Genomic DNA, 1276 nt, shown 5'->3' on the forward strand with positions numbered 1-1276 from the left:
CTCCGTTTGTTTTTTCACTTCAACCGTTTGCTTCCATGCCTGACTGAATTCATCACCACCGTCACGAGGCGATAATCCCTCACGTTCGCGGGCTTCATTCGGTGACATGACACCGGATTTAATCGCAGTTTCATAACTCTGGAAACGTTCTTTCGGATTGGCACGCAGCAAGTCGGCAGTATCAAATTCGACCTGATAACGAATCCCCCGTTTTGGCGAGGTCATCAGTAAGGCCGCTTTGATTTGTTGTTCAAAATTGGCAAGCCACGGGCGCATGGTGATCGTTAGAAAAGCGCGAGACGCTTCGCTAAAGTTGCTGTAGGTACTGTTCGAGTATTCTTGTAAAAAGATCGGACTGACATTGAACATACGGGCGATATCATCAATGGTGAAGCGACGGGAGGCCAGCCATTCGGCATCCTGATTGCTCATGCCTAATTGCTGATATTCCATCCCACCTTCAAGGATCGGTGTTTTTCCTGCATTGCGCGCACCTTTATAACGTTCGAGGGCTTCCAATGCCTTACTTCCCTTGATTCCATCCAGCCAGTCAGCGGCTTTAATCACGCCCGCCGCCATCATGCCGTCTTTCATGATACTTGCGCCGTGGCGTTGTTGTGCCAGCCCCAAGCCCAGCGTTTCACGGCAAACAGTAACAGGTGAACGCCCAAGAAAACCGTCTTCAGTGGCATAACGCAGATGTAACACTTCTTCTTGTAGATAGGTTTTGACCTTGCCGCTATAAGGCTCGGTGATGGTATACGCGAACCGATGCTCGGATAATCGTTGTGGTACAACCGCTGACGGCGGGTAAGGGTGTAATGACTGTGGCTGACCATTCCAACCCCAGACAATCACCGCATACGCATTGCCATTTAGCAGACAATGACGCATCAGAGTGCGTTTGAATTGGTACGGTGTCTGGCAGTCATTCGGGCACTCATTCAGTAGATAATCGACCGGATGATCACTCAACCATTCGCGGGATTCTTTGCCGTTCTGGTGCTGAACCCGATAAAGGTAGCAAGGCATGGAGGCCACCGCTTCACTAATCACCGTGACAGCGTTCATCACAGCGGGTAAGCCTTCTGCCGTGGACGGTGAAACATGCTCGCCCGATTTGGTATTAGCCATGCCTGCCAGAGAAAAAAATTCATCCAGCGTTATGCTGCGAGTTTCAGGGGATTTGCGTGTAAAAGGCCACATGATTACACCTCGGACAGTTGCAGCCAGTAATGACGCAAATCCACAAGGTAGGGTTTAGCGGCATTCAGTG

At 50.4% G+C, this 1276-nt stretch carries 1 protein-coding gene; it reads right to left on the reverse strand.

The features are described 5' to 3' along the window. Positions 1-1206, reverse strand: a 1206-nt coding sequence (locus FE392_RS19280; RefSeq protein WP_319931765.1) for a phage portal protein, incomplete at its 3' end; no start/stop codon positions are given. Positions 1207-1276 lie beyond the last annotated feature (70 nt).

Source organism: Xenorhabdus santafensis, from assembly GCF_033949405.1.
In the GTDB taxonomy this organism is placed as follows: Bacteria; Pseudomonadota; Gammaproteobacteria; order Enterobacterales; family Enterobacteriaceae; genus Xenorhabdus; species Xenorhabdus santafensis.